At 62.6% G+C, this 7453-nt stretch carries 10 protein-coding genes; 1 reads left to right on the top strand and 9 read right to left on the bottom strand.

Features of this window, described 5'->3' with window-relative positions:
* Window positions 1–918: 918 nt before the first annotated feature.
* The 5 genes from rpsN to RQH14_RS04245 all read right to left on the bottom strand — a co-directional run bounded on the left by rpsN (window position 919) and on the right by RQH14_RS04245 (window position 3323).
* Window positions 919–1224, bottom strand: a complete 306-nt coding sequence (gene rpsN, locus RQH14_RS04265; protein WP_011776360.1) for a 30S ribosomal protein S14 — start codon at window positions 1222–1224, stop codon at window positions 919–921.
* A gap of 4 nt (window positions 1225–1228) precedes the next feature.
* A complete protein-coding gene (gene rpmG / locus RQH14_RS04260) occupies window positions 1229–1396 on the bottom strand; it encodes a 50S ribosomal protein L33 (RefSeq protein ID WP_003798558.1) in 168 nt (55 codons plus the stop codon).
* Window positions 1396–1632 carry a 50S ribosomal protein L28 gene (gene rpmB / locus RQH14_RS04255; protein WP_311212090.1) on the bottom strand — a complete coding sequence of 79 codons (237 nt, stop codon included), beginning with the start codon at window positions 1630–1632 and terminating at the stop codon, window positions 1396–1398. The genes rpmG and rpmB overlap by 1 nt, the downstream gene beginning before the upstream one ends.
* Before the next feature lie 403 nt (window positions 1633–2035).
* Window positions 2036–2800: an SGNH/GDSL hydrolase family protein gene (locus tag RQH14_RS04250; RefSeq protein WP_311212089.1), complete on the bottom strand. Its 765-nt coding sequence runs from the start codon at window positions 2798–2800 to the stop codon at window positions 2036–2038.
* A gap of 43 nt (window positions 2801–2843) precedes the next feature.
* On the bottom strand, window positions 2844–3323 hold the full coding sequence (locus RQH14_RS04245; protein ID WP_089596480.1) for a MarR family winged helix-turn-helix transcriptional regulator: 480 nt from the start codon (window positions 3321–3323) through the stop codon (window positions 2844–2846).
* 68 nt (window positions 3324–3391) lie between these two features.
* Between RQH14_RS04245 and RQH14_RS04240 the strand changes: the two genes are divergently transcribed.
* Complete coding sequence (locus RQH14_RS04240) at window positions 3392–3679, top strand: YciI family protein (RefSeq protein WP_311212088.1); 288 nt, start codon at window positions 3392–3394, stop codon at window positions 3677–3679.
* Here RQH14_RS04240 and RQH14_RS04235 read toward each other — a convergent pair.
* From RQH14_RS04235 to RQH14_RS04220, 4 genes are all read right to left on the bottom strand, one after another.
* Entirely contained in the window at window positions 3655–4479 is an 825-nt protein-coding gene (locus tag RQH14_RS04235; RefSeq protein ID WP_311212087.1) for an SGNH/GDSL hydrolase family protein, read from the bottom strand. The two genes, RQH14_RS04240 and RQH14_RS04235, sit on opposite strands and share 25 nt — an antisense overlap.
* A complete protein-coding gene (locus RQH14_RS04230) occupies window positions 4476–5306 on the bottom strand; it encodes an SGNH/GDSL hydrolase family protein (RefSeq protein WP_311212086.1) in 831 nt (276 codons plus the stop codon). Before RQH14_RS04230 ends, RQH14_RS04235 begins: the two co-directional genes overlap by 4 nt.
* A 269-nt stretch (window positions 5307–5575) precedes the next feature.
* A complete protein-coding gene (locus RQH14_RS04225) occupies window positions 5576–6631 on the bottom strand; it encodes a siderophore-interacting protein (RefSeq protein WP_311212085.1) in 1056 nt (351 codons plus the stop codon).
* A complete protein-coding gene (locus tag RQH14_RS04220; RefSeq protein WP_311212084.1) occupies window positions 6628–7452 on the bottom strand; it encodes an ABC transporter ATP-binding protein in 825 nt (274 codons plus the stop codon). Before RQH14_RS04220 ends, RQH14_RS04225 begins: the two co-directional genes overlap by 4 nt.
* Window position 7453: the final 1 nt, after the last annotated feature.

Raw genomic sequence — 7453 nt, 5'->3', positions numbered from 1 at the left:
CTCCGTTGAAGTAAAACAAATCAAACAGACACAACCACACCCACCGGAAATAACGACCGGCACGGCTGCACAAAATTCGAAACCAGCTGAAAACCAGACCACCACACACGGGGGTGCGCGACAGTACTGGCCATAATTTCAACCAATTGATAAAACAATCGGTATCAACAAACTTGGCACACTATTGAGTTCTCAAACAACAGACACTACCGGCACCACCCACACCCACAAGGGGTCCAGGATCGCTCCGGAGCAACTTTTCAAACTTACCCGATCAACCAGATCTTGGCAAATCAACGTTTCCGCGATTCCCGATCCAGCCCTCGGCCCCACCCTGCACAGGAACGCTCAAAAGCGAACCATTTTTCAGGCTGTTATCAAAGGGATTCGGTCTCCGCGGCTCTCAGCTCCAGGCTGTCTCACTCGCGGCGACTCAGAAGACATTACACGCCCACGCGCCCCGGCACAAATCACCCCCAACACCCCCCAGAACCCCGCAAACACGGGCCCAACAAAGCCAAACGACCCACGAACCACCCCGAACCCGCCCAAAACAACACAGGTGAAGCCCGTCACACACCCTAGCCCCCACCCACCAGCCGCCCCGGCACCAAACCCAACAACCGCCGTCGAACACCAACCAGACCCGAGGGAAGTGAGCGAGCGTCGGGCCCAATCCCGAGGGAAGTGAGAGAGCGACGAAAGGAGGCGGCGGTCATCCGGCAGCGCGCGTCCAAGGGAGGCACGACCGAGCGCGCCGAGGATGACCGCCGCTTCCGGCGGCACCACTCACCAGCCGGCACCGGCAAAACTCACCCGCCGCCGTCCGGCGCCTCTCCCCCACACACCAGAAAGGACGCTTAAACGCAGAAAAGGCCGGCAACCATGACGGTTGCCGACCTTTTCAGAGCTTCGTGATTACCAGGAAGACTTGGTGATGCCCGGGAGCTCACCGCGGTGAGCCATGTCGCGGAAGCGAACACGGGAGATACCGAACTTCTGGAGCGTGCCGCGGGGACGGCCGTCGATCTGGTCGCGGTTACGCAGACGGATCGGGGAAGCGTTGCGGGGAAGCTTCTGCAGGCCGAGGCGTGCAGCTTCGCGTGCTTCGTCAGTCGCGTTGGGATCAACCAGGGTCTTCTTCAGCTCGAGACGCTTGGCAGCGTAACGCTCAACAATGACCTTGCGCTGCTCGTTGCGAGCAATCTTTGACTTCTTTGCCATGTGTTTAGCGCTCCTCTCGGAATTCGACGTGCTGGCGGATCTTGGGGTCGTACTTCTTCAGGACCAGACGGTCCGGGTCGTTACGACGGTTCTTGCGGGTTACGTAGGTGTAACCGGTGCCCGCGGTGGACTTCAGCTTGATGATGGGACGTACGTCCTTGTCCTTTGCCATTAGAGCTTTACTCCTCGTGACAGGATGTCGGCGACGACTGAGTCGATGCCGCGAACGTCGATTGTCTTGATGCCACGGGCTGACAGGGTCAGCGTGACATTACGGCGCAGGGACGGAACCCAGTAGCGCTTCTTCTGAATGTTCGGGTCGAACCGACGCTTGTTGCGACGGTGCGAGTGCGAAATGCTGTGTCCAAAGCCCGGCTCGGCTCCGGTCACTTGGCAGTGTGCTGCCATGACTCTCCTCCAAAGATTGAATGTAACGGCGTGCAGATGTTCCTGCGTTACCGTGCGACAGGCAGCGTCCGCATCCGGGTCCAAACCATTTCGGTAGTTTCCGCAGCAAGTGCGGCGAAGAAGGTTGGCCTCAGGACCGGGCAGTGATGAACACTGGAACAGGTCCTGGGATACCGGGCGAATACAGGAATGCACGCAACTTGAGCCCCTAACTACCGGCCACCGGGATGTCGGGAAAACCGACAGTCACCACCAACCGGAGCAATTGCACACGAACCGCACTACCTAGCGCCTAACTATTCTACGGGCCAGGCCAAATTAAGACCAATCCGGCATCATAAGCCCTGCGCGCCCATGCCCCGAGCCACCGTCTTACCAAAGGCGGGTCGCCGGCAAGGTCGGGCTAGAGCGGTCTGATCAATTCGGGGTATTTAGGGCTCAAACCATCGCCGGAAGAGACGCCCCGGACACGGCGGGCCACCCACGGCGCGGCGGATTCCCGGAACCAGCGCGCATTGGCCTTGAGGGCTTCAACCCGGTTCATCAGCCGCGTCGGCGCCAGTTCGGGGACCTCGATGACGTGCTCATGCTCAAGGACATCGAGCACCCGCTTTGCCATGTTGACGTGGCCGGCGGTGGACATATGCATCCGGTCCTCGCCCCAGAGGCGCCAATCGTCGTACTCGTCAAACCGCCAGTAATCCACCAGCAAGGCGCCGTGGTTCTCGGCTATTTCGCGCACCAGTTCGTTGTAAATGGCAGTGCGTCCGCGCATGGCGCTGAAAACCTTGGAGCCCTTTGCGTCAAAGCCCGTGAAGAGGACAACGGTGGCGCCCACCGCGCTTAACTTGGCGATACCGGCGTCGTACTCCTCAAGAAGCGAGTCAATATCGATCTTGGGACGCAGGATGTCGTTCGCCCCTGCGTACAGGGTCACCAACGTTGGATTCATGGCGACGGCGGCGTCCACTTGCTCTGCCATAATCTGGCGGAGCTTCCGGCCGCGGATCGCGAGATTCGCGTAGCCGAAGTCCTCGTTGCTGCTTGCCAACTGCCCGGCTACGACGTCTGCCCACCCTCGAACCCCGTTGGGACGGTGGGGATCGTCGTCGCCGACGCCCTCAGTGAAAGAGTCGCCCAGGGCAACGTAACGGGCAGAAAAATCCATGCCGCCAGTCTGCCACCTCAACGCCCGGGGCCACAAAGCACCCTCACGAGTCCCGAAGGATCCAGTGGTTGTTATCCAGGCGGGCCACGATTTTCTCGCCGATCCGGGCGAGGTCCGCGACGTCGTCCGGGGTCAGCGAATCAAGCATCAGCGTACGCACGGATTCCACGTGTCCCGGGGCGAGGGAAACGATGGTGGACATGCCGGCCTCGGTGAGGTGCGCAACGGTCACGCGGGCGTCGCCGGGGTGTGCCTGCCGCTCTACCCAGCCACGCTTCTGCAGCTTGGTCACCACATGCGACAGGCGCGACAAGGAGGCACTTGTTCGCGCAGCAAGCTCGCTCATGGGAAGGTATCGGCCTTCGGTTTCGGAGAGCATCGCCAACACGTTGTAGTCGAAAAGAGACAGTTTGCCGACCGACTGGAGTTGGGTGTCCAACGCCGAAGGAAGCAAGGTGTTGATGCTCAGAAGGGCCAGCCAGGCACGGCGTTCGTCGGCGTTCAGCCAGCGGGGTTGAGTCATGAACCCATCTTAGGAGAATTCACAGCCTCCTTAGGTCCGGGCAGCGGCCCAACCGATAGGCTGGCGGCATGTTCGTAGTCTCGTTGACCTACAAAGTTCCCGACGAAATCGTCGACTTCCACCGTCCGGGCCACATGGCCTGGCTTAAGGACGCGTTCGACGGCGGCATCTTCCTTGCGTCCGGACGCCGCGTCCCAGCCACGGGCGGCGTGCTGCTGTCCAAAGTGGACAGGGCAACCTTGGACGCCTCCCTGGCCGAGGATCCGTTCTACAGCAATGGCGTGGCTGAGTTCGAGATCATCGAGTTCACGGCAACCAGCGTTGCTGAGGGTTACGAAAACCTGCTGGATAACTGAGGCAACTGCGCTTTTGCAGTGCCCAGCCGTTCGGGCAGCACCACCGGCATGAGTTCCGGCCACCGCGCCTCCACGTGGTCGCCGCTGGATACGCCGCGAAGCCGACGCGAAAACCAAGGTCCGACGTCGCGCCTCAACCAGGCGACGTCGTCGGCGATGTTTTCGGTCCGGGTCCGAGGACGAGGCGCTGAGAGCCTGGGCGACTGGAGTGAGTGCCGCGCCCCGAGCACCTCGAGGACCTTTTTGGCCATGTAGCTGTGGCCGGGAGTGGACATATGCAGGCGATCGGGGGCCCACATGCGCGGGTCCTGGAACTTCTCGAAGCACCAATAGTCCACCAGGAGCGCCTGGTATTTCGCGGCGATGCTCCGAATGTTGCGGTTGTAGATTGCCGTGCGGACTTTGAGCGGCTCCAGCAGCGGCGACAAGGGGACGTTGTAACCCGTGAACAGCAGCACCGTGGCTCCACTGGCTGTGATTCGTTGGACGGCGACCTCGTAATCCCCGATCAGTTTGGCCATGTTGGGCCGGGCCATCAGGAGGTCATTGCCACCGGCGTAGAAACTGACCAACGTGGGCTTCATAGCGAGGGCGGGTTGGATTTGTTCGTCGGCGATCCGTTGGAGGCGCCTGCCGCGGATGGCCAGATTGGCGTATCGCACTGTTTCGTCGTGCCTTGCCAGTTCTTCTGCCACCCTGTCTGCCCAACCCCGGCAATTGTTGGGAAGCCTGAGGTCGTTGTCACCAACACCCTCAGTGAAGGAATCGCCGAGGGCCACGAACCTGATTTGTTCCGTCACTGCGTTGCCTTTTCCATGAGCTTCTTCAAACCGCCCTTGCGCGGGACCTTCACGGGTTGGGGCCAGCGCGGGCTGAGCGCATCGCCCAGCGTGACGCCACGCAGTTTCCGACCGAAGAGCGGGACCACCCAGTCGTTCACCCAGCGACGCTGGCGGCGTTCCCATTCGCGCACGGACAAACGCGTGGGCGGGTCCCAGTCCTTGGGCGAGATTTTGTGTGGGACGTTGAGGTGGTCCAAGACCTGCGCGGCCAGGTACTTGTGGCCCGCTTTGGACATGTGGAGGCGATCCGGGGCCCACATCCGCTGGTCCTTGTAGGCGTCAAAGCACCAGTAATCCACCAGGACTGCGCCGTACTTCGCGGCGATGTCACGGACCCTTTGGTTGTAGAGGGTGTTGCGCTTTTTGAAAGGCTCCAAGACCGCGGAGACTTTCACGTCGAACCCAGTGAACAGCACCAGGGTGGCCCCGGTTTCACTCAGCCGGGCGACCAGGAGCTCATAGTCGTTGAGGAGCGCATCCATGTCAGTACCAAAGTCGAGGATGTCGTTACCGCCCGCGTAGAGCGTGATGAGCGTCGGCTCCATGGCCACCGCAGGCTCGAGTTGTTCGTCAATGATGTGCCGGAGCCTTTTGCTGCGTACTGCCAGGTTGGCGTACTCCCAGCCCGGCTCCGCCTTCGCCAACTTTTCGGCCACCCGGTCCGCCCATCCGCGGACCCCGTTGGGCAAAACCTTGCTGGGGTCCCCCACGCCCTCGGTGAAGGAATCCCCGATGGCGACAAACCGCCGTCGAGCCTTAACCCCGTCCCCGAATTCCTCCCGCACCCCACCGAAGCTACCCGCCCCCGGTTACACCAGAGCCAACCCCAAGTGAACAAGCACGAGGGAAGTGAGAGAGCAACACCCCTAAGCCCGAGGGAAGTGAGAGAGCGCCGCCCCCAAACCCGAGGGAAGTGAGAGAGCGCCGGAAGGTGACACACGCGCACGGCCGGTTGGCGGGCATCCGGCAGCGTGCGTCAAAGCGACGAAGTAGCAGCACGCCGAGGATGGCCGTCAACCGGCCGCCCAGCGGCAGACTAAGCGGACCAGCAGGCTTAGCCCTCTGCCTTGCCCCGACGCCAGTAACCCATGAAAGCAACCTGCTTACGGTCAATGCCAACGTCCCGCACCAGGTAGCGGCGCATTTCCTTGATGACGAAGGCTTCACCGGCGATCCAGGCGTAGAACGGCAGTGCACCGGCGGGAAGGGTGGGGTTTTTGGTGGCTTCGATGGCTGCAGCGTCCATGCGCTGCGGGGTTTCCCAGAGGATGTCCTGGTCCACGTTGACGTCTTCGGGCTCGGGTCCGGCTGCGGTCCCGGCACCCTTGATGCCTACCCAGCCCGGCACGGGAACGGCCTTGGCGACGGCTTCCTTGAGGAGTTCTCCGTGGGGACGTGCGCGTCCGATGGCCGCACCGCGGGCAAGCCAGGTGATTTCGATGTCGGCCGCGGTGTTGATGTCCTGGAAGTCGCCCGCTTCCGGTACTTCGAGGAAGGCGTGGCCGGTCATGTCGGCGGGGAGGCTTTCGAGGATGGCGCTGATGGCGGGGACCGCGGTTTCGTCGCCGGCCAGGAGCACGCGCTGGGCCAGTCCCGGACGCCATTCGATGCCACCATATGCGCCGGCAGTGGTGCACTGCGCTGCGCGGTTGTTGGGCCCGATGATGGTGAGCGCGTCGCCTGGTTTCGCACCGAGAGCCCAGTTGGCCGCGGGGCCACCGTGGCCGGCGTCGTCGAAGTGCATGACGAAGTCGATGTCGATCTCCGGGTACACGGCGTCGAGGCGCTCGGAGCGCACGGTGTAGGTGCGCATGTCACCGCGGACGGTCGAGTCCATGGCGAGCCATTCCTGGTACCAGCCGGCTTCTTCCATCTTGAACGCAGGCAACGGAATGACGTTTCCGGAGGCGTCGAAGGACGGGATCATCAGCTTCACGCGGAGGTCCAGGGTGTCTCCGGCAACGCCGAAGTCACGCAGTGAGTAACCGCCGAAGGTGATGCGGCGGAAGTTAGGGCTCAATTCCTGCACGGCCGTCACGGTGACGTCGAAGGCGAGGGTCATGGGCTCCACGGCGGCGCTTGCTTTTGCCTGGGTCGGTTGTGCACTCATGAGGCGATCTCCAGTTCGTTGGTTGAAGCGGGGCGTGCGTGGTGGCGTCCGATGGGGACGATCAGCGGCGTGCCTGAAATGGGGTCCGGAACCACGCGGGATTCCAGGCCGAAAACGTTGTAGACGAGTTCTTCTGTCACTACGACGGGAGCGGGCCCTTCGGCCACAATGCACCCGCCCTTCATGGCGATGACGTGGTCCGCGTAACGTGCCGCGAGGTTGAGGTCGTGGAGCACGATTGCCACGGTGGTGCCGCGGCTGCGGTTGAGGTCCGTGATGAGGTCCAGGACTTCTACTTGGTGCGCGAGGTCCAAGTAGGTGGTGGGCTCGTCCAGCAGCAGAACTTCCGTTTCCTGCGCCAGGGCCATGGCGATCCACACGCGCTGGCGCTGCCCGCCGGACAGTTCATCGATGCTGCGGTCAGCGAGTTCCAGCGTGGAGGTGGCATCGAGCGCGCGCTGCACCGCGGCGTCGTCGGCTGCGCTCCAGCTGCGGAAGAAGCCCTGGTGCGGGTAGCGGCCGCGGCCCACGAGATCGCGCACGGTGATGCCGTCCGGAGCGGTGGGATGTTGCGGCAGGAGGCCGAGCGTCCGGGCGAGTTCGCGGGCGGGACGGGTGTGGATGTCTTTCCCGTCCAGCGTCACGGTGCCACCCGCAGGCTTGAGAAGCCGCGACAGGCCTCGGAGGAGCGTGGACTTCCCGCAGGCGTTGGCGCCCACGATCATGGTCACTTTGCCCTCGGGGATCTCGGTGCTGAGTCCCTCCACCACTTTGCGTGCCTCGTATTGGAGCGTCAGGTCCTGGGCATTAAGGATGGCCATG

This window comes from Arthrobacter sp. WCS2018Hpa-7, assembly GCF_031843805.1.
GTDB lineage: Bacteria > Actinomycetota > Actinomycetes > Actinomycetales > Micrococcaceae > Arthrobacter.
This window is presented reverse-complemented; position numbering and strand designations above follow the sequence as displayed.